This is a genomic window from Mesorhizobium sp. RCC_202 (genome assembly GCF_041355295.1).
Lineage (GTDB): Bacteria > Pseudomonadota > Alphaproteobacteria > Rhizobiales > Rhizobiaceae > Mesorhizobium.
In genome coordinates this window covers 424,173-445,058 of sequence record NZ_JBFUPO010000001.1, presented here as the reverse complement: position 1 = coordinate 445,058, position 20,886 = coordinate 424,173, and the positions used below count along the sequence as shown (strand labels likewise).

The 20,886-nt window shown below is 63.6% G+C and carries 25 protein-coding genes and 1 tRNA gene; 21 read left to right on the top strand and 5 right to left on the bottom strand.

All coding sequences use genetic code 11. From position 1 onward, the window contains the following. Positions 1-115 precede the first annotated feature (115 nt). Both AB6802_RS02045 and AB6802_RS02040 read left to right on the top strand, forming a co-directional pair. A complete protein-coding gene (locus tag AB6802_RS02045) occupies positions 116-511 on the top strand; it encodes a TIGR02300 family protein (protein WP_371008327.1) in 396 nt (131 codons plus the stop codon). Positions 512-676: 165 nt separating this feature from the next. Further along, a tRNA-Ala gene (locus AB6802_RS02040) sits at positions 677-752 on the top strand. A 96-nt stretch (positions 753-848) separates the two neighbouring features. On the opposite strand, the gene AB6802_RS02035 is transcribed toward AB6802_RS02040, so the two are convergent. Together AB6802_RS02035 and AB6802_RS02030 are read right to left on the bottom strand one after the other, a co-directional pair. Next, positions 849-1,034: a hypothetical protein gene (locus AB6802_RS02035; RefSeq protein WP_371008326.1), complete on the bottom strand. Its 186-nt coding sequence runs from the start codon at positions 1,032-1,034 to the stop codon at positions 849-851. A gap of 9 nt (positions 1,035-1,043) precedes the next feature. Then, positions 1,044-1,253, bottom strand: coding sequence for a hypothetical protein (locus AB6802_RS02030; protein ID WP_371008325.1), 210 nt, complete (start codon positions 1,251-1,253; stop codon positions 1,044-1,046). Between the two features lie 267 nt (positions 1,254-1,520). Here AB6802_RS02030 and AB6802_RS02025 point away from each other — a divergent pair, with 267 nt between their 5' ends. Further along, positions 1,521-1,997 (top strand): hypothetical protein, encoded by a 477-nt coding sequence (locus AB6802_RS02025; RefSeq protein ID WP_371008324.1) that lies wholly within the window; start codon positions 1,521-1,523, stop codon positions 1,995-1,997. A gap of 26 nt (positions 1,998-2,023) precedes the next feature. Here AB6802_RS02025 and AB6802_RS02020 read toward each other — a convergent pair whose 3' ends face one another. Further along, positions 2,024-3,136: a lactonase family protein gene (locus AB6802_RS02020; RefSeq protein WP_371008323.1), complete on the bottom strand. Its 1,113-nt coding sequence runs from the start codon at positions 3,134-3,136 to the stop codon at positions 2,024-2,026. 203 nt (positions 3,137-3,339) lie between these two features. Here AB6802_RS02020 and AB6802_RS02015 point away from each other — a divergent pair, with 203 nt between their 5' ends. The 10 genes from AB6802_RS02015 (at position 3,340) to AB6802_RS01970 (ending at position 11,629) form a co-directional block, all read left to right on the top strand. Then, positions 3,340-3,891, top strand: coding sequence for a MaoC family dehydratase (locus tag AB6802_RS02015; protein WP_371008322.1), 552 nt, complete (start codon positions 3,340-3,342; stop codon positions 3,889-3,891). Between the two features lie 3 nt (positions 3,892-3,894). Continuing rightward, complete coding sequence (locus AB6802_RS02010; RefSeq protein ID WP_371008321.1) at positions 3,895-5,055, top strand: CaiB/BaiF CoA transferase family protein; 1,161 nt, start codon at positions 3,895-3,897, stop codon at positions 5,053-5,055. A 20-nt stretch (positions 5,056-5,075) separates the two neighbouring features. After that, complete coding sequence (locus tag AB6802_RS02005) at positions 5,076-6,236, top strand: extracellular solute-binding protein (protein WP_371008770.1); 1,161 nt, start codon at positions 5,076-5,078, stop codon at positions 6,234-6,236. After that, complete coding sequence (locus AB6802_RS02000) at positions 6,233-7,417, top strand: substrate-binding domain-containing protein (protein ID WP_371008320.1); 1,185 nt, start codon at positions 6,233-6,235, stop codon at positions 7,415-7,417. The genes AB6802_RS02005 and AB6802_RS02000 overlap by 4 nt, the downstream gene beginning before the upstream one ends. A 57-nt stretch (positions 7,418-7,474) precedes the next feature. Further along, on the top strand, positions 7,475-8,212 hold the full coding sequence (locus AB6802_RS01995) for an ATP-binding cassette domain-containing protein (RefSeq protein WP_371008319.1): 738 nt from the start codon (positions 7,475-7,477) through the stop codon (positions 8,210-8,212). Further along, entirely contained in the window at positions 8,205-8,942 is a 738-nt protein-coding gene (locus tag AB6802_RS01990; protein WP_371008318.1) for an ATP-binding cassette domain-containing protein, read from the top strand. The genes AB6802_RS01995 and AB6802_RS01990 overlap by 8 nt, the downstream gene beginning before the upstream one ends. After that, a complete protein-coding gene (locus AB6802_RS01985) occupies positions 8,939-9,886 on the top strand; it encodes an ABC transporter permease (protein WP_371008317.1) in 948 nt (315 codons plus the stop codon). Before AB6802_RS01990 ends, AB6802_RS01985 begins: the two co-directional genes overlap by 4 nt. Further along, positions 9,886-10,851: an ABC transporter permease gene (locus tag AB6802_RS01980; protein ID WP_371008316.1), complete on the top strand. Its 966-nt coding sequence runs from the start codon at positions 9,886-9,888 to the stop codon at positions 10,849-10,851. Before AB6802_RS01985 ends, AB6802_RS01980 begins: the two co-directional genes overlap by 1 nt. Positions 10,852-10,952: 101 nt before the next feature. Then, the gene (locus AB6802_RS01975) at positions 10,953-11,195 is read left to right on the top strand and encodes a type II toxin-antitoxin system Phd/YefM family antitoxin (RefSeq protein WP_371008315.1); all 243 of its coding nucleotides are present in this window, start codon (positions 10,953-10,955) and stop codon (positions 11,193-11,195) included. Then, positions 11,195-11,629: a type II toxin-antitoxin system VapC family toxin gene (locus AB6802_RS01970; RefSeq protein WP_371008314.1), complete on the top strand. Its 435-nt coding sequence runs from the start codon at positions 11,195-11,197 to the stop codon at positions 11,627-11,629. The genes AB6802_RS01975 and AB6802_RS01970 overlap by 1 nt, the downstream gene beginning before the upstream one ends. A 1-nt stretch (position 11,630) precedes the next feature. Here AB6802_RS01970 and AB6802_RS01965 read toward each other — a convergent pair whose 3' ends face one another. Further along, entirely contained in the window at positions 11,631-12,470 is an 840-nt protein-coding gene (locus AB6802_RS01965; RefSeq protein ID WP_371008313.1) for an amidohydrolase, read from the bottom strand. Between the two features lie 170 nt (positions 12,471-12,640). Next, the gene (locus tag AB6802_RS01960) at positions 12,641-13,429 is read right to left on the bottom strand and encodes an IclR family transcriptional regulator (RefSeq protein ID WP_371008312.1); all 789 of its coding nucleotides are present in this window, start codon (positions 13,427-13,429) and stop codon (positions 12,641-12,643) included. A gap of 167 nt (positions 13,430-13,596) precedes the next feature. Between AB6802_RS01960 and AB6802_RS01955 the strand changes: the two genes are divergently transcribed. The 8 genes from AB6802_RS01955 (at position 13,597) to AB6802_RS01920 (ending at position 20,874) form a co-directional block, all read left to right on the top strand. Further along, a complete protein-coding gene (locus AB6802_RS01955) occupies positions 13,597-14,910 on the top strand; it encodes a sugar ABC transporter substrate-binding protein (protein ID WP_371008311.1) in 1,314 nt (437 codons plus the stop codon). A 120-nt stretch (positions 14,911-15,030) separates the two neighbouring features. Then, positions 15,031-15,927, top strand: coding sequence for a carbohydrate ABC transporter permease (locus AB6802_RS01950; protein ID WP_371008310.1), 897 nt, complete (start codon positions 15,031-15,033; stop codon positions 15,925-15,927). Between the two features lie 2 nt (positions 15,928-15,929). Continuing rightward, positions 15,930-16,796 carry a carbohydrate ABC transporter permease gene (locus tag AB6802_RS01945; RefSeq protein WP_371008769.1) on the top strand — a complete coding sequence of 289 codons (867 nt, stop codon included), beginning with the start codon at positions 15,930-15,932 and terminating at the stop codon, positions 16,794-16,796. A 4-nt stretch (positions 16,797-16,800) separates the two neighbouring features. Next, positions 16,801-17,898 carry an ABC transporter ATP-binding protein gene (locus AB6802_RS01940; RefSeq protein WP_371008309.1) on the top strand — a complete coding sequence of 366 codons (1,098 nt, stop codon included), beginning with the start codon at positions 16,801-16,803 and terminating at the stop codon, positions 17,896-17,898. A 1-nt stretch (position 17,899) separates the two neighbouring features. Further along, complete coding sequence (locus AB6802_RS01935) at positions 17,900-19,012, top strand: mandelate racemase/muconate lactonizing enzyme family protein (protein WP_371008308.1); 1,113 nt, start codon at positions 17,900-17,902, stop codon at positions 19,010-19,012. A 10-nt stretch (positions 19,013-19,022) separates the two neighbouring features. After that, positions 19,023-19,352 (top strand): L-rhamnose mutarotase, encoded by a 330-nt coding sequence (locus AB6802_RS01930; protein WP_371008307.1) that lies wholly within the window; start codon positions 19,023-19,025, stop codon positions 19,350-19,352. Continuing rightward, on the top strand, positions 19,345-20,418 hold the full coding sequence (locus AB6802_RS01925; protein ID WP_371008306.1) for a Gfo/Idh/MocA family protein: 1,074 nt from the start codon (positions 19,345-19,347) through the stop codon (positions 20,416-20,418). The genes AB6802_RS01930 and AB6802_RS01925 overlap by 8 nt, the downstream gene beginning before the upstream one ends. A 9-nt stretch (positions 20,419-20,427) precedes the next feature. Then, positions 20,428-20,874, top strand: a complete 447-nt coding sequence (locus AB6802_RS01920; RefSeq protein WP_371008305.1) for a MaoC/PaaZ C-terminal domain-containing protein — start codon at positions 20,428-20,430, stop codon at positions 20,872-20,874. Positions 20,875-20,886: the final 12 nt, after the last annotated feature.

Below are 20,886 nucleotides of genomic sequence, written 5' to 3'. Positions count from 1 at the left end.
TGGTCATCCCCTTGCGCGGGCCTTTGAAAGCCGCCTTTTCATGAGGCGGCTTTAGGCTTTGACAGCGCCGTCAACTGCGGCTAAGGGGACCCTTCTTTTTTTGACGAGGCTTGCTGTGGCGAAAGCTGAACTTGGCACAAAGCGTGTCGACCCCGAAACCGGGCGGAAATTCTACGACCTGAACAAAGACCCGATCGTCTCGCCCTATACCGGCAAGAGCTATCCGCGTTCCTATTTCGATGATGGCAAGATTGCCGCCATCGAGGAAGAGGAGGAGGTCGCCGAGAAGGAAGTCGACGCCGAGGAGGAAGAAGGCGCCGAGATCGTCTCGCTGGAAGACGCGGACGAAGAGGCCAAGGGCGGCGCGGACGATCTTCCCGATCTCGGCGACGACGAGGAAGATGTCGATCTCGGCGACGATGACGACGACACCTTCCTTGCCGACGAGGAAGAAGAGGACGATGACGTCGCCGACATGATCGGCGTCGGCGACGACGACGACGAGGTCTGATCGGATCGTTTGCCGGCCATTTTCGCCTTTGGTGAAAAAGCGGCCTTTGAAGGCTTGATCTTGACCGAAGGCGGCGCTAGAAGCCGCCAGCACTGAAAGACGGCGCGGCCCTCAAACCGCGCCGGATCTCTTCGCCGGAAACGGCGCCGGCTGACTGCCGGGAGTGGGGCCATAGCTCAGTTGGGAGAGCGCTTGAATGGCATTCAAGAGGTCGTCGGTTCGATTCCGATTGGCTCCACCAAACAGTCTCGCATTTGCAACTTGTTCAGGCGCTTCGGCGCCTTGCCGCATAATAGCCAGAACGCAGGGCGCCGCAGCGCGCCACTAAGCTCGGCGATCAGGATGCAGGCAGGTCAGCTCGACGAGCAGCTTCGACCAAAGTAGCCGCAGCCTTCTCCACCTTTTCGGCCGCCTGATCTGCGAGATCGATGTGGCGAAGGGCTTGGTGGGTCAGCATGGCCATACGTGCTTCCCGAAACAGGTTGCCGGTCTTGGCACTCTCGATGTCAAAATTGGCAATCATTGGCCGGCGTCAATTCGCTCGCGAGGCATCGATCTTGGCGAGACGCGTTTTTGCCTCTTTGACCCGCCGCCGTGCGCCTCGAATGGTGCAGCACAAGGCAGTACCGACGACGGCGCCGCAATTCTCGCCGAGCATATCCTCGGCGTTGCCAAGGGCGCGTTCGGCACGATCAAGCCGAATCCTGGCTTTGGCATGTTCAATGTTTTGGTGTTCGAGCATCTTTCCGCATCTTTCGCCTTCTGCGGTCCCTTCAAGAGGCAAACCGCAGCCCGGCAATTTGGTTCCCGCGACGGAGGGCGCAGGGCATCCACCAGAGGCAGCCGACCCAAGACAGCAGGAAACGGTGTAGCTGTTTGGCGCCGGAACCAATAAGGTTTCTGAACTCAACCTGGCAAACGCGAGCAGGACGCAAGAAAGGCCCGATGTATGGCATCCAAGAGGTCGTCGGTTCGATTCGGATTGACCCCACCAAACAGGCTCTGGCCGATGCTCGGCTTCGCGGCAATCGCGCTTGTCGCTTGCCAGTCTACGCCTGACACACAGCCTGCCGCTCAGCCGCAACCTGCCCCGGTTGTCGTTGCCGCGCCTGCCGCGTCGAATTCGGCGGCTTTGGATACGACTGTTTCGGTCACGCCGCCCGGCAAGGGCGTTCCGGCCAAATATGCGGCATTCTCCGGCATCTGGGCCGGACAGCTCAACGGCATGTATGACGGCAAGTTGGCGGTGTTGACGGTGTCCTCGGGCGGGCAGGTGACGGTCAGCTATGCCTGGGGTGATCTCGCCGACAACAAGCCGGGCGTCGCCGACGGCTCAGGCAGGATTTCCGGCAACACCATGAAGCTGGGCCGCCTGCCGAATGGCGCCGACATTACCGCCGCGATGCTGTCGGAAGGAACGCTCAACGTTACCTATGCGCTTGCCGGCCAGACCTATACCGGCCAGTTTGTTCGCGTCGGCCGCTGAAAACCGTCCACTAAGTCGACTAACCCCTAGGACCGGAGCGGGTCCGGCGTGATCCGCACGCACATCGGGGTTCCGATCTCGATGGTTCGCCCGGTGTCTGTCAGACGGCCGCTCGTCTCATCGCGCGCGAAGATCGAAATGCGGTCGGCGTTCTGATTGGCCGAAAACAGGTGCCGGCCGGAGGGTGTCAGCGCCAGATTGCGCGGCGTCGCGCCGCCACAGGGTGTGAAGTCGACGAGTGCCAGTTCCCCCGATTGCTGATCGACCGAGAAGATGGCGACGCTGTCATGGCCGCGGTTCGAGCCATAGAGGAAGCGGCCGTCGGGCGAGATCTGGATGTCGGCGCAGTGATTGGTCGTGCGCGCCGGCTCGGGCACGGCGGGCTTGGTGTCGATCACGGACAACTTGCCGGAGGATTGGTCGAACGCCAGCGAGACCACCGTCGAGTCGAGCTCGTTCATGACGAACGCCAATCTGCCGTTCGGATGCAGCGCAACGTGGCGCGGACCGGCGCCGGGCGCGAGTGGAGACGAGGCCAGCTTCGTTAGACCACCGTCTGGCTCGATCCGATAGGAAACCAGCTGGTCGATGCCGAGATCGGCAACGATGGCGAGACCGCCCTGGATGGTTTCGGTGACGCTGTGGGCATGCGACCGCTCCTGGCGCTCGGCATTGGGGCCGGTGCCGGAATGCGCCACGCTGGCCAGCGGCGCGGTCAGGCCGCCATCGGCCTGCAAACCGAACACGCACACAGCCTTGTCAGGGCCGCCGCTTCCCATTCCGTAATTGGCCACCAGCAGCTTGGCTTGGTCGCGGGTGATGGTGTTGTGCGCCGTGATGCTGCCGAGCGTCGGCTGCTTGTTGATATAGGCGAGCGTATTGGTGGCGCGCTCGAAGCGATAGGCCGACACCGTGCCCTCGCGCCAGGCGAAGACCTCGGAATTGGCATAGATGCGAGAGCCGTCCGGCGTCACCGACAGGAAGGTCGGGTTGTCGACCTCGTTGGTCTCGGCAAGCTTCCGCGTGGCAAGTGTGGCCTCGTCGAAAGCGTAGACGCCAAGCCCGACGCCACGCGCGCCCTGAAAATAGGGCGCCTCGCGATTGAGGCTGCCGACAAACACAAGACAGGCGCTCTGCATCGAATTCCTCCCATGGCCCGGCCGCCGTCCACGAGTGCCGGTCAGCAAAAATTTCGCCGATCGTCGCTTGCAAGGCAATCCCATATGTGAAAATATTATTTACAAAAGAAAATTGAAGGGAGGAAAAGCGACATGCATCTCGCCATCCGGCATCATGCCCGGCATTGCTTTGCCGGCATCGCCCGGCAAGACTGGTGCGTGGCATGAGCGCGTTCTCGCCAACCGTCGGTGTCGCCTCGACGCACCCGACCGACATGCCCGAGGCGCATGCCGACATTCCTGTCTGGAATTCGGAAAACTGGTTCTACGAGGACTGGCAGCCCGGCCACAAAATCCGCTCGCTTCGGCGCACCATAGCCGAGGGCGAAAGCCATATGTTCAATACGCTGGTGCTGGACATCCACCCTTACGTGCAGGACCAGATGTTCGCCGAAAGGGAGGGCATTTTCGGCAAGCGGCTGGTGGCCGGCGCCTTCGTCTTTTCGGCCGGGCTCGGCCTCGTCGCCACCAACTGCGTCAACGCCTTTTCCTATGGCTATGACAAGCTGCGCTTCATCAAGCCGGTCTTCATCGGCGACACCATCTATTCGATCCGCAGCAACCTCGACAAAAAGCCGCGCTACAAGGACATGGGCCTGATCCGCGCCAGCTATGAAGTCTTCAAGGGTGAAGGAGAGCTGGTGCTCTACTGCGAGCATCTGCAGACGGTGAAATACAAGAACCCGTCCGATTTCGTCGGCAAGACCGAGAAGTGAACCGTGGCCGCTGACACCGAACTTCCGCTGACCGGCTTCGTCGTCGTCGACATGAGCCAGTTCCTGTCGGGTCCCTATTGCTCGCTGCGCCTGCTCGACCTTGGCGCGCGCGTCATCAAGATCGAGCGGCCCGACGGCGGCGACCTGTCGCGGCGGCTTTATCTCAGCGACACCGAGATTGGCGGCGATTCCACCATTTTCCACGCCATCAACCGCGGCAAGGAAAGCCTTGCCATCGACCTCAAGAACGAGGCCGACCTCGCCGCGCTGCGTGGGCTCATCGCCAAGGCGGACGTGCTCATCCAGAACTTCAGGCCGGGCGTCATCGAACGCCTCGGTCTCGACTATGAGCATGTGAAGACCATCAACCCGCGGCTCGTCTATGCCTCGATCAGCGGCTATGGCGAGGAAGGCCCCTGGGTGACAAGGCCCGGACAGGACCTGCTCGCGCAGTCGCGCTCCGGTGTGATGTGGCTGAACGGCGATGAGGAGCAGGGGCCGGTGCCGTTCGGCCTGGCGATCGCCGACATGCTGGCGGGCGCTGCCTGCGCGCAAGGCATCCTCGCCAAGCTGGTGCGGCGCGGCATTACCGGCCAAGGCGGCCATGTCGAGACCAGCCTGCTCGAGGCGCTGATCGATTTCCAGTTCGAGGTGCTGACCACGCATCTCAATGACGGCCGCCGCCTGCCGAAGCGCTCGTCCTTCCGCAGCGCGCACGCTTACCTCTCGGCGCCTTACGGTGTTTACCCGGCAAAGGATGGCTACCTGGCAATTGCCATGACGCCGATCCCGAAGCTCGCCGATCTGTTGGAATTGCCGGAGCTCGCGCCCTTCCGCGACAAGCCGGCGACCTGGTTCACCGCGCGCGACGAGATCAAGGCGATCATTGCCGGACGCATCGCGCAAAAGACCACCGACGAGTGGCTGGCCATTCTGGAGCCCGCCGACATCTGGTGCGCCAAGGTGCTGACCTGGCCGGAAATGATGGCGAGCGACGGCTTCAAGTCGCTCGACATGCTGCAGACGGTGACGCGCGAGGACAATGTCTCGATCCTCACCACGCGCTCGCCGCTGCGTGTCGACGGCGCGCGTCCGATGGTGGATCGCGCAGCACCCCGCATTGGCGAGCACAGCGACAGAATCCGCGCGGAGTTCGGCCTGTGAGCGGTGTTGCGCTGAAAGGCATGACCTGGAGCCACCCGCGCGGTTACGATCCGATGGTGGCGTGCTCGGCGCTGTGGAAGGACAAGACCGGCGTCTCGATCGAATGGGAAAGACGCTCGCTGCAGGATTTCGAATCCTTTCCGGTCGAAGAGCTCGCCCGCGCCTATGATCTAATCGTCATCGACCACCCGCATGTCGGCCAGATCACCGCCGAGAAATGCCTGGCGCCGCTCGATGTTCCGGGCCGCGAGGCCGAGCGCGAAGCGTTGGCGAGGGCAAGTGTCGGCCGCTCCTATCCGAGCTACACTTGGCAGGGCCGGCAATGGGCCTTTCCGATCGATGCGGCAACCCAGGTGCAGGCCTGGCGTTCCGATCTGATCGGGGCCGCGCCGACGATCTGGACGGAAGTGCTGCAGCTTGCCGAGCAGGGCCGCGTGCTTTTGCCGCTCAGGCCACCGCATTCGCTGATGTGCTTCTACACTTTGGCCGCCGATCTCGGCCGGCCCTGCGCGGTCGACGGCCCGGGCGGCCTTGTCGATGGAGAGACCGGCGGAACCGCCTTCGAGATGCTGCGCGAGATCGCCGCGCTCGTCGATCCCGCTTGCCTGACGATGGATCCGATCGCGGTGTTCGAAAGAATGGCCGAACCTCTATCGACCATCGCCTGCGCGCCGTTGATCTACGGCTATGTTCCTTATGCCGTTAGGGGTTTTCGTCCACACCCTATCGCTTTTGCCGACATGCCCGTGGCCGGCGGCGACGGCCCGGTCGGTTCGGCGATGGGCGGCACCGGCATTGCCGTATCGGCCTTTTCCGCGGAACGCGAGGCGGCCATCGACTTCGCCTACTGGATCGCCAGCGGCGACGTGCAGCGCGGACCCTATGCCACCGCCGGCGGTCAGCCCGGCCATGCCGCGGCCTGGGAAGACAATGCCGTCAATGCCGCCACCGGCAACTTCTATCGCGCCACCCGTGCCACGCTAGAAGGCGCCTGGGTCCGCCCGCGTCATGACGGCTATATGGCGTTCCAGCAGCATGCGTCCGACCGCCTTAACGAGGGTCTCGCCGGCAAGCACGACGCCCGGCGCGTCGTCGCCGACATCAATCGTCTTTTTCGCGAAAGTTTCGCGCCGGTCGCTGCAGCCGGCCAGTTCACTGCAACCAAGGGAGGAAAAAAATGACCAGCCTGATACGCGGCCTGCTCGCCGCAACAGCCTTGATGTCGATCCCGCTCGCGGCGCACGCGGCGGACGTGAAATCGGCGATCGACGGCCTGCCGGATGTGCTCAAGGCGCAATATGACGGCGCCCCGCAAAAGGTGCTGCCATCGGCCTGGGACAATTTCACGCCGCCGCCCAAGCCGTGGAAATGGTGCCACTCGGAAAGCTACCAGGGCAATCCGTGGCGCGTCTCGGTGACCAAGGAGTTGAAGCGGCTGGTCGACGGGCTGATTGCCGACGGCACGGTGTCGAGCTTCGAAGTGTCGGATTCCAACAACGATCCCAGCCAGCAGATCAACCAGATCCGCGCCTTCATCGACAAGAAGTGCTCGATCATCACCTCCATCCCCGGCTCGGCGACGGCGCTCGACGACGCCGTGGATGCCGCGGCCAAGGCGGGCATTCCTTTCATCACGGCGGCCGGCTCGATCACCAGCCCCAACGCCATCAATGTCGATTCCAACTATGCCCGCTGGGGCTATGACATGATGACGGCGATCGGCAAGGCAAAGGCCGATTCGAGCGTGCTGGTCGTCGAAGGCATCGCCGGGCACCCGATCGTCGTCCAGGAAAAGCAGGGCGCCGACAAGGCGCTTGGCGAAAACAAGGACCTCAAAGTCGCGCGCACCGTCAACGGCAACTGGACGGCCAACGTCACCAAGACGGTGGTGCTGCAGGCGATCGCCACCAACCCGGCGCCGATCGACGCGGTCTGGACCACCGGCAGCGAAAGCCGCGTCGTTGCCGAAGCCTTCGCCGAAGCCGGCCGTCCGGCGCCGTTGATCACCGGCTCTATCACCGGCGATGCGCTCGGCTACTGGAAGGCCAATCCCGACAAGTACCACTTCGAAGGCCATGCCGTGCTGCCGGGCTGGACGGCGCAGACGTTGTTCCGCGTCGGCGAGCGCATGCTCGACGGCCAGAAGCCGAAGCTCAACACGCTGCTGATCCCGATCCCGCCGGTGCATGCCGCCGAGCTCGACAAATGGTACAAGGACTGCATGACGGCGGACGCCGTTTCGGTCTTCCCGGTGCCGCCGACCGACCCGATGCCCGAGGACGTGCTCGACGCCTATTTCAGCAATCCGGCGCCGACCAAGGGCTGGGACTATTCCAAGGTGCCGGACGCCTGCGCCAAGTGATGTCATGCGAAGCCGGCTTTTCCTGAAGAGCCGGCTTCTCCATTTTCGGAAAACAACATGCTCGAAGTCCAAGGCGTCTCCAAACGCTATGGCGAAACGGTCGCGCTGGCGCAGGGATCGATCGCCTTCCGGCCCGGCACGATCCATACGATTCTTGGCGAGAACGGCTCGGGCAAGAGCACGCTGGTCAAGCTTTTGTCCGGCATCGTGCAGCCTGACGGCGGCGCGATCCTGCTCGACGGCAAGCCGTTCTCCGGAACCAAGCCCGTCGACTTCCAGGCCGCCGGCTTCGCCACCGTCTTCCAGGAGGTGCTGGTCGCGCCTGACCGCTCGGTGACAGATAACATCCTGCTCGGCCTTGATGGCCTCTGGCGGCGGACTGTGCCACGCGGCGACCGGCGCAGCCGGGCGCAGGCTGCACTCGGCCGCTTCGCGGTGACGCCGATCGATCTTGACCAGCCTTGCGGCGAACTGCCTCTCGCCGCGCGGCAACTCGTCGTGCTTGCCCGCGCCATCATCCGCGAGCCGCGCGTGCTGATCCTCGACGAAGTGACCGCGGCGCTCGATTTCGCCGACCGCGAATCGGTCTTTACGCTGATGCGCTCACTCGCCGGGCAGGGGACGCTGATCCTGTTCATCACCCACCGCATGGACGAAGTGATGGAACTGTCCGACCGCATATCGATCCTGCGCGCCGGCCGCGTGGTGAAGACCGAGGAACGCGCCGTGTCCACGCCGGCTGAGCTCCTGGCGGCCATGGCGCCGCAAACCGCGGCGGAGCTGGCGCATGGCTGATGCCAGGGCCCTTCGCGTCCGCGACCTTGTGATCGCGCCCGGTGTCGATCCGATCAGCCAGGCCATCGCTCCAGGCGAGATCGTCGGCCTTGCCGGCCTCGACGGCCATGGCCAGGAGCGCTTCCTGCGCACGCTCGCCGGCCTGGAGCGGCCGGTGGCCGGTGCGGTCACTGTGGACGGCAAGGCCGGGTCGATCACCAGCTTCCGCAAGGCTGTCGCCGGCGGCATCGCCTATTTGCCGCGCGACCGGCGCGCTACAGGCATTTTCCCGACGCAGTCGGTGCTCGACAATTTTGCCATTTCCACCGTGGCGAACGACCGTCGTTTCGGGCTTCTCAGCTTCGCGGCGCGGCGCCGGCGTTATGACGCCTACCGCGAGAAGCTCGGCATCGTCGCGCCGCGTCCCGATGCGGCCATCACCACTCTGTCCGGCGGCAACCAGCAGAAGGTGTTGTTGGCGCGAGCCCTTGCCCTTGAACCAAACTTCCTCCTGCTCAATGACCCGACGCGCGGCGTCGATGTGGCGACCCGCCACGTGCTCTACGACGTCTTCCGCGGCCTTGCCGCCGAGGGCATGGCACTGGTGATCCTGTCCAGCGAGATCGAGGAGATACTGCTTCTCTGCCACCGCGTGCTGGTGTTTCGCGAGCAGCGCGTGTCGGCGGCGTTTTCCGGTGCCCAGATGACAACGGATGCAGTGATCGCCGCCATGTTCGGACGCGCCGCATGAGCCCGATCTTTCGCAAACTCAGCGGCGTCGGCTTTGCCGTGGTGATGCTGGTCGTCCTGCTCGTGCTCAACATCGCGCTCAATCCCGCGCGCTTTCAGCCTTCCGGATGGGGCACGCTGCTCGGGCTCGCGGCCCCCTTGATCGGCGCGGCGATTGCCTCGGCGCCGGTCATCCTGGCCGGGCGCGGCGGCATCGACATCTCGGTCGGACCGCTGATGGGTTTCGTCAACGCCCTGGTCATCCAGGTGCTGTTCCTGAATCTCGGCATTTCGTCACCATGGATCATCGTTCCCGCGGCGCTTCTCGTCGGTGCCGCGGTCGGCGCCGCCAATGGCGTGCTGGCGACAATCGTGCGCATCCAGCCGATCGTGGCGACGCTCGGCACCTACCTCATCCTGACCGGCATCACGCTCACCATCCTGCCGGCGCCCATCGGCCCGGCGCCCGATTGGCTGAAGGCCATGTCCGGGCCGCTCTCGGTCCTGCCGCTGGCGTTGATCGGCCTGTGCTGGCTGCTCATTTGCCGCACACCTTATCACGACCTTCTAATGGCTGTCGGCAGCGACGACCGCGCCGCCTATACCGCCGGCGTGCCGGTGACCAAGGTGCGGCTGACCGCCTATGTGCTCACCGGGCTGTTCGCGGCGGCGGCCGGTTTGATGCTCACCTCGCTCATCGGCTCGGCCGATCCCAACATAGGCGCGACCTATACGCTGATCGCGATTGCCGCGGTGGCGCTTGGCGGTGTCAGCCTCGCCGGCGGTCGCGGCGGTCTAGGCGGCGCCGCGATCGGCGCCATCGACATCTTCCTGCTGCAGAGCCTGCTCACCACCTTCAACGTCTCCACCTATGTGCTGCAGATCGCCTATGGCCTGATCCTCGTCGTCGCCGTGGTGCTGACGGCGCTGCAGGAGCGGTTTTCGACGCGGAAAGGCCGACCGTGATGACGCGCAACTGGTTCCAGTCCACCAACGCCCGCATCGCCGGCGCCTTTGCGATGGCATTGCTGCTTCAGATCGTCGGCACGCTGCTCATCCCCGGCTATTCCGCGCCCTTCGCCATCCGCGCGCTTCTGGTCATCGCCTCCCTGCTGGCAGTCGCTTCCATTGGCCAGACGCTGGTCGTCATCCTCGGCGGCATCGACTTGTCGATCCCCTTCGTCATCGGCTTCGCCAATGTCGTGGCGGCGCAGCTTTATGGTCAGGGCTGGAACTTCGCCTTGGTATGTATCCTGGTCGGTATACTTGCCATCGCCATCGGCGCGCTCAACGGCCTGATCGCGCGCGGGCTGAACATCCATCCGCTGATCGTCACGCTCGGCATCGGCATGATCGTGCAGGGCGCCGTGCTGTTGTGGACCGGCGGCTTCCCATCGGGCTCCGCGCCCGAAGCCGTGTCCAGCTTCGTCTCCATCGGCGGCTCGGTAGGCCCGTTGCCTGTGCCCTTGCTGGTCCCGTGTCTTGTCGTGCTGACGGCGCTGATCGTGCTGGTGCTCGCCCGCACACCCTATGGCCGCCGGCTCTACGCGGTCGGCAGCAACCCGGAGGCGGCACCGCTCGCCCTGATCGATCCGCTGCTTATGTGGGTCGTCACCTATGCGGCGAGCGCTTTTTTCGCGGCGGTCGCCGGCGTGCTTTTGCTCGGCTTCACCGGCTCGGCCTATGGCGATGTCGGCCAGCCCTATCTGTTCCAGACCATTGCCGCCGTCGTCGTTGGCGGCGCAGCACTTGTCGGTGGGCGCGGCAGCTATCTCGGCACCATTGCCGGCGTCCTGGTTCTCACCGAGATCAACACGCTGCTGATCGGCTTGGGTTTCCGGCCGTCGACGGTGCAGGCTGCTCTCGGCCTGGTCATCCTGTTGCTGGTCTCGCTCTACGGCCGCGAGCGGCACGTTCGCACGACGATCTAGATTGAACTCCTATCTGCTCAGCTGACCGCAGAGAAGCGTCGTTCTGGAATCGTCGGGCCAGACGTGCTATATGACTATCTACATGGTCAGGAGCGTGTGACATGAATGCGATCAATCTGGCGGATGCCAAGGCCCACCTCAGTGAACTGGTAGATCGGGTCGAGGCGGGCGATTCGATCGACATCACTCGTCGCGGCAAGCCGGTCGCGCGGCTCACTGCCGTAGCCAGGCCGCGCAAACCGATCGATGTTGCGTTGCTTCGATCGCTGACGGCAGCGATGCCGGCCCAGTCGCGAAGCGCCGCCGATCTCGTGCGGTCGATGCGGGATGGCGATCGCTACTGATGCTCTATCTCGATACGTCGCTGATCGTCGCCGCGCTCTCCAACGAGGCGATGACGCCGCGTGTGCAGGCTTGGCTGACGGAACAGGAGCCGGCGCAGCTTCTCATTAGCGACTGGACAGTCACCGAGATGTCGTCCGCCATGACGATCAAGCTACGCACTGGACAAATCAGCCTGGAACAGCGCGCCACAGTGCTCGCCATGTTCAACAGGCTGGTCGCTGAAAGCTTTACCGTCCTGGGCGTGACCGGCGGGCAATTCCGGGCGGCAGCGAAGTTTGGCGATCGACACGATCTAGGGCTTCGCGCGGGGGACGCGCTGCATCTCGCCATCGCATCGGGGCATGGCGCCACGATATATACGCTCGATCAGCGGCTTGCCGATGCCGGGCCAGAACTCGGTGTGCCGGCGCGAATGCTCGCCGACAGCGACTAATCTAGCCAAGCCGCCACAACCGTCTCGCGTTACCCGAGAGCAGGCGTGCCCGCTCGGAGTCGCTCGTGCCGGCAAGCAACGCATGTGTGGCGGCGATCCAGGTCGTCAGCCCGCCGCCCAGCGTGCAGACCGGCCAGTCGCTGCCCCAGATCACCCGGTCCCAGCCGAAGCAGCGGATCGTGTGCTCGACATAGGGTCGCAGCGTATCGACCGTCCACGTCGCCGGGTCGGCATAGGCGACGACGCCGGAGATCTTGGCGGTGACGTTCGGCCGCCTGGCGATGGCCTCCATGTGCTCGCGCCACGGATGCTCGGCATTGGCCTTGATGTCGGGCACGCCGCAATGGTCGAGGACGAACTGCACGTCGGGCGCCAGGTCGGCGAGCGCGATGGCTTTCGGGATCTGGTGCGGCAGCACCACCAGGTCGAAGGTCAGGCCGGTGCCGGCCAGCCGCTTGATGTTCTGGCGAAACTGCGCCCCTTCCGAAACATCGTCGGCAACGACATGCAGCACGCGCCGGAACCCTTTCACGAATGGGTCCGCCTTGACCGTCTCTAGATAGGCTTCGAAACCGGCCTCTTCCGGCCGGCAGGAAGCGATCGCGCCCTTCAGCAGGCTGCCGGCCTGGCCGGCGAGCGACTTCACATAAGCCGTCTCGGCGTCGATGTCGGCCGGGTCGACATCGACCTCCATATGCAGCACGGCCTCGATGCCGCAGCGCAGCGCATCGGTGGCGTATTCGGCGTAGGAGAAATCACGATTCAGCGCCGGCACCCCGGCCAGCCACGGATAGCGCAACGCGGCCTGGTCGATGAGGTGCAGATGCGTGTCGATGATCATGGCGGCGTCTCCTCCGTGGCCCTGGAGGATGATCCCGAAAAGTTGCAGACTTTTCGGATGAGATCATGCTCCAAAAAACAAACCCTTAGAGCTGGATGGCCGGCTGCTTTTGAACTCATCCCGCTCTAAGGCACTATCCCGCTGAAAAATCCATTATTCAAATAAGAAATTTAGGACGATTGCGGCACGTCGGACCCGGCCAGCTGCGACAATCTGGACGCCGCGCCCTGCAGATGCTGGATGGTCAATGTTATGTCCGGTGCTTTGGGCGCGTTGACGAGCGTGATGTAGGGGATGGTGAGCGCCGCGATTGCCCTTCCGTCGGGCCCCAGCACCGGTGTCGAAAGATTGTAGACGCCGGCCGTCTGCAGCGACGCCATCATCTCGTAGCCGCGGTCGCGTACCTGGTCGAGACGGGCGAAGAAGTCCGGCTGCAGCTTCAGGTCATCCGTGCTCTGCAGATGTTCGGCGATCATCATCTCGCGCTCTTCCGGCGAGCGGAAGGCGAGCAGCACATGGCCGGAACCGGTATCGAAGAGGCTGATATGTGAGCCGACGCGGATCGAGATGCCCCAGTAGCGCGGCGCTTCCTGCTGGGCGATAACCACGGCGGCGCCGCGGTCGAACACGACCAACTGGTTTGCCTGCCACGACGTTTCGGCCAGCTCGCGCATGATCGGCGTCGCATAGGAAACCAGCCTGCGCACCGGCGCATGCAATTGCGCTAGGCCGAAAAGCTTGAGCGTCAGCGAATAGCGGTCGCCGTCGATCTTGGTGACATAGCCGCGCCGCACCAGCCGGTCGAGCATGCGGTAGAACTCGTTCGGACTGCGGTCGAGCCGCTTGGCGATCTCGGCCTGCGTCAACCCACCATCGACGCTGGACAGCAACTCGAGAATGTCCAGCCCCTTGTCGAGCGCCGGCGCGCGGTAGCGATCCCCGTCTTCGTCCTCGGCCACCAGCAACCCTCCAGTGAATTTCAATCTGCATATATGCATGACTTTGCCGCTACTGGAAGCACAATCGGCTTGACCCGGGTATGAAAATGCTATTTGCATATGAATGAAGCTTAAGCGATCGACTGCGCATTCGGCGAGTCGCCGCCGTGAGCTGTTGGGAGGAGAACATGACGAGACTGCTTCTAGGCATTTCCACCGGCCTGGTTGGCCTGCTGTTAAGTGGCACGGCGTTTTCGGCCGATTTGCCCGGCAAGTTCCCGGACGTGACGATCGACGCCAAGCTGATCGGCGGCCAGCAATATGAAAAGCTTTACGAGCGCATTCCCGAATGGGAGAAGCTGACCGGCGCCAAGGTCAACATCCTGTCGAAGAAGAACCACTTCGATCTCGACAAGGAGATCAAGTCGGACATCGCCTCCAACTCGATCACCTGGTGCGTCGGCTCCAACCACACCTCGTTCGCGCCGCAATATCCGGGCATCTATACCGACCTTGCCAAGCTGTTGCCGAAGGAGGAGATCGACGCCTTCGTTCCGGCCAACGTCGCCGCCGGCACGCTGGACGGCAAGCTGGTGATGCTGCCGCGCGCGCAGTTCGACGTCTCGGCGCTCTACTACCAGAAGAGCCTCTACCAGGACGAAGCCAAGAAGAAGGCCTACAAGGACAAGTATGGCGAGGAACTCGCGCCGCCGGACACGTTCGACGAGATGGCGCAGCAGGCGGAATTCTTCGCCAGTCCGCCTGATTTCTACGGCACGCAATTTGCCGGCAAGGAAGAGGCGATCAACGGCCGCTTCTACGAGATGGTGATCGCCGACGGCGGCGAGTATCTCAAGGACGGCAAGCCGGCCTTCAATTCCGAAGCCGGCGTCAAGGCGCTCAACTGGTTCGTCAATCTCTACAAGGCCAAGGCTGTGCCGGCCGGCACGACCAACTATCTGTGGGACGATCTCGGCCAGGGTTTTGCTTCGGGCACGGTGGCCATCAATCTCGACTGGCCGGGCTGGGCCGGCTTCTTCAACGATCCGAAGTCGTCGAAGGTCGCCGGCAATGTCGGCGTCAAGGTCCAGCCCAAGGGCTCGTCTGGCAAGCGTTCCGGCTGGTCCGGCGCGCATGGCTTCTCGGTCACCGAGAACTGCGCCAACAAGGACGCCGCCGCCTCGCTGGTCTGGTGGTTGACCAACGAGGACAGCCAGAAGCTGGAAGCCGCTGCAGGTCCGCTGCCGACCCGCACCAAGGTATGGGAGTGGGACATCGATCAGGCGAAGTCCGATCCGTACAAGACCCAAGTGCTGCAGGCCTTCCAGGAAGCCGCCAAAAACGCCTTCCCGGTACCGCAGACGCCGGAATGGATCGAGATATCCAACGCCGTCTATCCTGAGCTGCAGGCCGCCATCCTCGGCGACAAGACCTCCAAGCAGGCGCTCGATGACGCCGCCGCCAAGGCGACGCAGATTCTCCAGGACGCTGGCAAGCTCTAAGCTTCGTCGCCAGGAAATCGCCTCTCCGGCCACCCTGGGGAGGCGCCAGCCTATTGCCCGCATAACACCATCCTCGGGTCACGCCGGAGATGGATCAGTCACTTCGCTCACAGGGTCCCGATGAAGGGCTTCAAGCCATCCGCGCCGATACTGCTCCTGCTGCCGGCCCTCGTCGTGCTGGCGGCGGTGGTGCTCGTGCCTTTGCTGCTCTCGCTCTATTCCAGTTTCACCCCCTTTCGCCTGACCCGGCCCGAGACCTTCTTCGTGCTGATCGGCTTCAGGAACTATGTCTCGATCCTGACCAATCCGGACTTCTGGTACGCCTTCGGCAGGACGGTGCTTCTGCTCACCGTCGCGCTCAACCTCGAAATGCTGCTTGGCCTCGGCCTGGCGATGCTGGTCGAGAAGGCAACGCGCGGCCAGCGCATCCTGCGCACGCTGATGATGTTCCCGATGATGTTCTCGCCGATCCTGGTCGGCTTCCAGTTCAAGTTCATGTTCAATGACAACATCGGTCTGGTGAACAACGCGCTGCAGTCGCTAGGGCTCACCCGCGACGCCATACCTTGGCTGATAGAGGGCCATCTTGCATTCATCGCCATTTCCATCGCCGAAATCTGGTCGTCGACCTCGATCTTCGCGATCCTGATCCTCGCCGGCCTGCTCGCCATGCCGAAGGAGCCGATCGAGGCGGCACGCGTCGATGGCTGCACGCCCTGGCAGACATTCCGCTATGTCACCTGGCCGTTCGTCATGCCTTTCGCCTACATCGCCATGACGATCCGCTCGCTCGACGTCGCGCGCGCCTACGACATCGTCAAGATCATGACCGATGGCGGACCGGCGGGCCGCACCGAGCTATTATGGACGCTGATCGGGCGCACCGCCTACAGCGATGCCCGCATGGGGCTCGCCAACGCCATGGCCTATTTCTCGATCCTGCTGTCGATCGCTTTCACCGTCTATTTCTACAACAAGCTCGCCGCGGCGCGCGCGCAGATCGGCGCGGAGTGGTGATGATGGACGAGAACGCCTCCGCCCGCCTGCTGCGCAGCGCGCTGACCGTCGCGCATCGCGTAAGCCTGTTCTTGGCCATGCTGCTGATCTGCCTGCCCGGTATCTGGATCGTGCTGTCGTCGCTCAGACCAACGGTCGAGATCATGGCCAAGCCACCGGTATGGATCCCGCGCGAGCTGTCCTTCGACGCCTATGTCGCTATGTTTAGCGGCATCGGCAAGGGCGGCATTCCGGTCATCGATTATTTCCGCAATTCGCTGATCATCTCGGTGTCCTCGACGGTGATCGCCGTCGCCATCGGCATGGCCGGCGGCTACGCCTTTGCCCGCTACCGCTTCCGCGGCAAGTCGGGCATGTTCCTCGGCCTGATGCTGACCCGCACCGTGCCGGGCGTCGCCATGTCGCTGCCGCTCTTCTTCGTCTACGCGCGGCTCGGTATCATCGACACGCATTTCGGCATGATCCTCGCCTATGTGGCGCTGAACATCCCCTTCACGATCTGGCTGATCGACGGCTTCTTTCGCCAGGTACCGAAGGATCTCGCTGAGGCCGCCCAGATCGATGGCTGCACGCGCTGGCAGGCGTTCTGGCAGGTCGAATTCCCGTTGGCCCGACCCGGCATCGCATCGGCCGCTATCTTCGCCTTTCTCACCTGCTGGAATGAGTTCGCGCTGGCCTCGCAGCTTACGCGCTCCGTCAACTCCAAGACGCTGCCGGTCGGGCTGCTCGACTACACGGCCGAATTCACCATCGACTGGCGCGGCATGTGCGCTTTAGCCGTGGTCATGATCATCCCGGCGCTCACCCTCACCTATATCGTCCAGAAACACCTTGTCGGCGGCCTGACCTCCGGTGCGGTGAAAGGCTGATCCCATGGCAAATGTTTCCCTCAAAAAACTCGCCAAGCGCTACGGCAACATCGACATCGTGCATGGCATCGATCTCGACATCGCCGACCGCGAGTTCATCGCGCTGGTCGGCCCGTCGGGCTGCGGCAAGTCGACGACTTTGCGCATGATCGCCGGCCTCGAGGATATAAGCGGCGGCACGATCGATATCGGCGGGCGCCTGGTCAACGATTTGCCGCCGCGCTCGCGCAACATCTCGATGGTGTTCCAGTCCTACGCGCTCTATCCGCATATGACGGTGCGTGAAAACCTCGGCTTCTCGCTGAAGATCGCCGGCGTCGCCAAGGATGACATGGACCGGCGCGTCGCCGAGGCCTCCGCTATCCTAGGCCTCGACGAACTGCTTGAACGTCGGCCCTCGCAGCTCTCCGGCGGCCAGCGCCAGCGCGTCGCCATGGGCCGCGCCATCGTGCGCGACCCGGATGTCTTCCTGTTCGACGAGCCGCTCTCCAACCTCGACGCCAAGCTCAGGACACAGATGCGCACCGAGATCAAGAAACTGCACGCCAAGGTCAAGTCGACGGTGATCTACGTCACGCACGACCAGGTCGAGGCGATGACGCTCGCCGACCGCATCGTCATCATGCGGTCAGGCTATATCGAACAGGTCGGCACGCCCGATGAAGTCTTCAGCCGCCCCGCGACCCGCTTCGTCGCCGGCTTCATCGGTTCGCCGCCGATGAACCTGCACGAGGCGACCGTCAGCGACGGCAGACTGGTCTTCGGCGGCGGCGGCAGCCTGCCGCTGCCTGGCCAGTTCAAGTCGAGGACGGCGGCCGGCGACAAGGTCGTCTTCGGTGTCAGGCCGGACGACTTCTTCCCAACCGGCCACGGTCTGAGCTCTGGCGGCGAAACCGAGGTGCATCGCGTCGAGCTGCCGGTCAGCATCACTGAGCCGCTCGGCAATGAAACGCTGGTCTTCGCCGAGTTCGACGGTGTCGACTGGGTGGCGCGCATGCTCAACCCCAGGCCGCTGAAAGCGGGTGACAGGATCGGTATGAGCTTCGATCTGAGCCGCGCGCATTTGTTTTCCGCCGAAACCGGCAAGTCGCTGAGGAGCTGACATGGCGAAGATCGAGAAAATCGAGTTGCGCATGGTCGACCTCGTGCCGAAGGTGAAGCGCACCGACGCCATCCAGAGCTTCGTCAGCCAGGAGACGCCGATCGTCACCATCACCGATGCCGACGGGGCGACAGGCACCGGCTACAGCTATACGATCGGCACCGGCGGCTCGTCGGTCATGCGGCTTCTGGCCGACCATCTCGCGCCGCGCTTGATCGGCCGCGACGCCGACCAGATCGAGGCGATTTGGCACGATCTCGAATTTGCCACCCACGCCACCACGATAGGCGCAATCACCGCCATCGCGCTGGCCGCCATCGATACCGCTTTGTGGGATTTGCGCGCCAGGAAGCAGAACCTGCCGCTGTGGAAGCTTGCCGGCGGCGCCAAGGACCGCTGCCAGCTCTACACCACCGAAGGCGGCTGGCTGCACATCGAGACGCAGGCTTTGGTCGACGACGCGCTTGCTGCCAAAGCCAAGGGGTTCACCGGCTCGAAGGTCAAGATCGGCAAGCCGCACGGCTCGGAGGATTTTTCGCGGCTGTCGGCGGTGCGCAAGGCGGTCGGCGACGGTTATGAGATCATGACCGACTGCAACCAGGGCTTTTCCATAGACGAGGCGATCCGCCGCGCCGAGCGGCTGCGCGAGCTCGACCTTGCCTGGATCGAGGAGCCGCTGCCGGCCGACGACATCGATGGCCATGTACGCCTGTCGAATTCGACGGCGACGCCGATCGCCGTCGGCGAGTCGCTCTATTCGATCAGGCATTTCCGCGAATACATGCAAAAGGGCGGTTGCAACATCATCCAGGTCGATGTCGGCCGCATCGGCGGCATCACGCCCTGGCTGAAAGTCGCCCATGCGGCGGAGGCCTTCGACATGCCCGTCTGCCCGCATTTCCTGATGGAACTGCATGTCAGCCTGGCTTGCGCCGTCCAGAACGGGAAATATGTCGAATATATTCCCCAACTCGACGAATTGACGGGTAAGAAGATGCGCATCGAGGACGGCCACGCGCTGGCGCCCAGCGATCCGGGCATCGGCATCGACTGGGACTGGGACGCCGTGAAGGCCAGAAGCATCGCCGAATTCACCACGGTGATCGCGAAATAGGGAGGCGAAGATGCAGCGCATGGGCATGGTGCTGGGCTTGAAGCCCGAGAAGGTCGAGGAATATGTCCGCCTCCATGCCGCTGTGTGGCCGGACGTCCTCAGCATGATCTCGGCCTGCAACATCAAGAATTATTCGATCTATCTGAAGCGGCCGGAAAACCTCTTGTTCTCCTATTTCGAATATCACGGCAGCGACTACGCCGCCGACATGGCCAAGATGGCCGCCGACCCCAAGACGCAGGAATGGTGGGCTGTCTGCATGCCTTGCCAGGAGCCGCTGGCGACCCGCAAGGAAGGCGAATGGTGGGCAACGATGGCTGAAGTCTTCCATCATGACTGAGGCTTTCGATCCCGCATCGCTGGCGCAGTCCTGGCCCAAGCCGGCGAAGCCGCGCCCGATCGTCACCTTCGGCGCCGGGTCGATCGTCGGCGACGCGCATTTTCCCGCCTATCGCAAAGCCGGCTTTCCGATTTCAGGCCTCTACGATCCGGATCAGGCCAAGGCGCAGACCCTGGCCGACAAATGGGGTGTAGTGGCGTTCCGTTCGGTCGAAGAGGCCGCTTCCGTCAAGGACGCGATCTTCGACCTGGCCACACCGCCCGGACGGCATGCCGGGGTGCTGCAGGCACTGCCGGACGGCGCGGTGGCGCTGATCCAGAAGCCGATGGGCAACTACCTTGGCGAGGCAACCGAAATCCTCGAAATCTGCCGCGCCAAGCAGCTCAAGGCCGCGGTCAATTTCCAGCTCCGCTTCGCGCCGATGATGCTGGCGCTGAAGGATGCGATCGCCCACGGATGGCTTGGCGAGGTCATCGATTTCGACGCGCTTCTCGCGCTCGACACGCCGTGGCAGCTCTGGGAGTTCCTGCTCAAGGCGCCGCGCGTCGAGATCGCCATGCATTCGATCCACTATCTCGACCTGATCCGCCAGCTTCTCGGCGATCCGCTTGGCGTCCACGCCAAGACGCTCGGCCATCCCAACCACAAGGTCGCGCAGACCCGCACCAGCGCCATCCTCGACTATGGCGATACGGTGCGCTGCGGGCTGTCCATCAACCACGACCACAAATTCGGCCGCCGCTACCAGGCTTGCGAATTCCGCATCTGCGGCACCGAGGGCGCGGCTTACGTCAAGCTCGGCCTCAATCTCGACTATCCGCGCGGCGAGCCCGACATATTGGAAATCCACCCCAAGGGCGGATCGGATTGGGTCGCCGTGCCGCTTTCCGGCGAGTGGTTCCCCGACGCCTTTGTCGGCCGCATGGCCAATGTCCAGCGCTTCGCCGCCGGCGAAGACGCCGAACTGGTCAGCTCCGTCGAGGATGCCTGGAACACCATGGCGCTGGTCGAGGCCGCGTACAAATCGAGCGCCTCGCCCGCGACGCCGCTGGCCGCAAAACCGTAGAACCGCGCCATGGAACAGATCACCTATTTCGAGGACTATGAGATCGGCACGTCCCGCCTGACCAGCGGCCGCACCATCACCGAGACCGATTTCGTCGTCCATGCCGGTCACACCGGCGATTTCTTCCCGCACCATATGGACGCCGAGTTCATGAAGACCACGCCCTTCGGCCAGCGCATCGCGCATGGTACGCTGGTGTTTTCGGTTGGCGTCGGCCTGACGGCGAGTGTCATCAACCCGGTCGCCTTCTCCTACGGCTATGACCGGCTGCGCTTCATCAAACCTGTTTTCATCGGCGACACGATCCGCACGCGCACCACGATTGCCGCGAAAGAGGATGACCCGAAGCGCCCTGCGTCAGGCCGTGTCATCGAACGCCTCGAGGTTTTGAACCAGCGCGACGAGGTCGTGCTGGCGGCGGATCACATCTACATCGTCGAGCGACGGCCCACCTGAAAGACGGAGACA

What these genes read in the sequence shown, in the direction of transcription:
- AB6802_RS02035 (WP_371008326.1), bottom strand. Translation starts at nt 1,034, where the DNA reads ATGATTGCCAATTTTGACATCGAGAGTGCCAAGACCGGCAACCTGTTT.
- AB6802_RS02030 (WP_371008325.1), bottom strand. Translation starts at nt 1,253, where the DNA reads ATGCTCGAACACCAAAACATTGAACATGCCAAAGCCAGGATTCGGCTT.
- AB6802_RS02025 (WP_371008324.1), top strand. Translation starts at nt 1,521, where the DNA reads ATGCTCGGCTTCGCGGCAATCGCGCTTGTCGCTTGCCAGTCTACGCCT.
- AB6802_RS02020 (WP_371008323.1), bottom strand. Translation starts at nt 3,136, where the DNA reads ATGCAGAGCGCCTGTCTTGTGTTTGTCGGCAGCCTCAATCGCGAGGCG.
- AB6802_RS02015 (WP_371008322.1), top strand. Translation starts at nt 3,340, where the DNA reads ATGAGCGCGTTCTCGCCAACCGTCGGTGTCGCCTCGACGCACCCGACC.
- AB6802_RS02005 (WP_371008770.1), top strand. Translation starts at nt 5,076, where the DNA reads ATGACCTGGAGCCACCCGCGCGGTTACGATCCGATGGTGGCGTGCTCG.
- AB6802_RS02000 (WP_371008320.1), top strand. Translation starts at nt 6,233, where the DNA reads ATGACCAGCCTGATACGCGGCCTGCTCGCCGCAACAGCCTTGATGTCG.
- AB6802_RS01995 (WP_371008319.1), top strand. Translation starts at nt 7,475, where the DNA reads ATGCTCGAAGTCCAAGGCGTCTCCAAACGCTATGGCGAAACGGTCGCG.
- AB6802_RS01990 (WP_371008318.1), top strand. Translation starts at nt 8,205, where the DNA reads ATGGCTGATGCCAGGGCCCTTCGCGTCCGCGACCTTGTGATCGCGCCC.
- AB6802_RS01985 (WP_371008317.1), top strand. Translation starts at nt 8,939, where the DNA reads ATGAGCCCGATCTTTCGCAAACTCAGCGGCGTCGGCTTTGCCGTGGTG.
- AB6802_RS01980 (WP_371008316.1), top strand. Translation starts at nt 9,886, where the DNA reads ATGACGCGCAACTGGTTCCAGTCCACCAACGCCCGCATCGCCGGCGCC.
- AB6802_RS01975 (WP_371008315.1), top strand. Translation starts at nt 10,953, where the DNA reads ATGAATGCGATCAATCTGGCGGATGCCAAGGCCCACCTCAGTGAACTG.
- AB6802_RS01970 (WP_371008314.1), top strand. Translation starts at nt 11,195, where the DNA reads ATGCTCTATCTCGATACGTCGCTGATCGTCGCCGCGCTCTCCAACGAG.
- AB6802_RS01965 (WP_371008313.1), bottom strand. Translation starts at nt 12,470, where the DNA reads ATGATCATCGACACGCATCTGCACCTCATCGACCAGGCCGCGTTGCGC.
- AB6802_RS01955 (WP_371008311.1), top strand. Translation starts at nt 13,597, where the DNA reads ATGACGAGACTGCTTCTAGGCATTTCCACCGGCCTGGTTGGCCTGCTG.
- AB6802_RS01950 (WP_371008310.1), top strand. Translation starts at nt 15,031, where the DNA reads ATGAAGGGCTTCAAGCCATCCGCGCCGATACTGCTCCTGCTGCCGGCC.
- AB6802_RS01945 (WP_371008769.1), top strand. Translation starts at nt 15,930, where the DNA reads ATGGACGAGAACGCCTCCGCCCGCCTGCTGCGCAGCGCGCTGACCGTC.
- AB6802_RS01940 (WP_371008309.1), top strand. Translation starts at nt 16,801, where the DNA reads ATGGCAAATGTTTCCCTCAAAAAACTCGCCAAGCGCTACGGCAACATC.
- AB6802_RS01935 (WP_371008308.1), top strand. Translation starts at nt 17,900, where the DNA reads ATGGCGAAGATCGAGAAAATCGAGTTGCGCATGGTCGACCTCGTGCCG.
- AB6802_RS01930 (WP_371008307.1), top strand. Translation starts at nt 19,023, where the DNA reads ATGCAGCGCATGGGCATGGTGCTGGGCTTGAAGCCCGAGAAGGTCGAG.
- AB6802_RS01925 (WP_371008306.1), top strand. Translation starts at nt 19,345, where the DNA reads ATGACTGAGGCTTTCGATCCCGCATCGCTGGCGCAGTCCTGGCCCAAG.
- AB6802_RS01920 (WP_371008305.1), top strand. Translation starts at nt 20,428, where the DNA reads ATGGAACAGATCACCTATTTCGAGGACTATGAGATCGGCACGTCCCGC.